At 54.1% G+C, this 231-nt stretch carries 1 pseudogene; it reads left to right on the top strand.

Annotated elements, in window-relative coordinates:
- Positions 1-231: pseudogene (locus ACYP03_RS28350) on the top strand (hypothetical protein); the annotation flags it as partial.

Raw genomic sequence — 231 nt, 5'->3', positions numbered from 1 at the left:
CACCGACACCCATTATTCTTTTCATAGATGAAGCCCATACACTGGTTGGCGGCGGTAATCAGGCTGGCGGCAGTGACGCGGCTAACCTGCTCAAACCTGCGCTGGCGCGGGGTGAAGTGAAAACTATCGCGGCGACCACCTGGTCAGAATACAAAAAATACTTTGAAAAAGATCCTGCGCTGGCCCGCCGCTTCCAATTGGTGAAGCTAGACGAGCCTTCACCGAAAGAGG

It is taken from the genome of Photobacterium sp. R1 (genome assembly GCF_054600795.1).
This window is presented reverse-complemented; position numbering and strand designations above follow the sequence as displayed.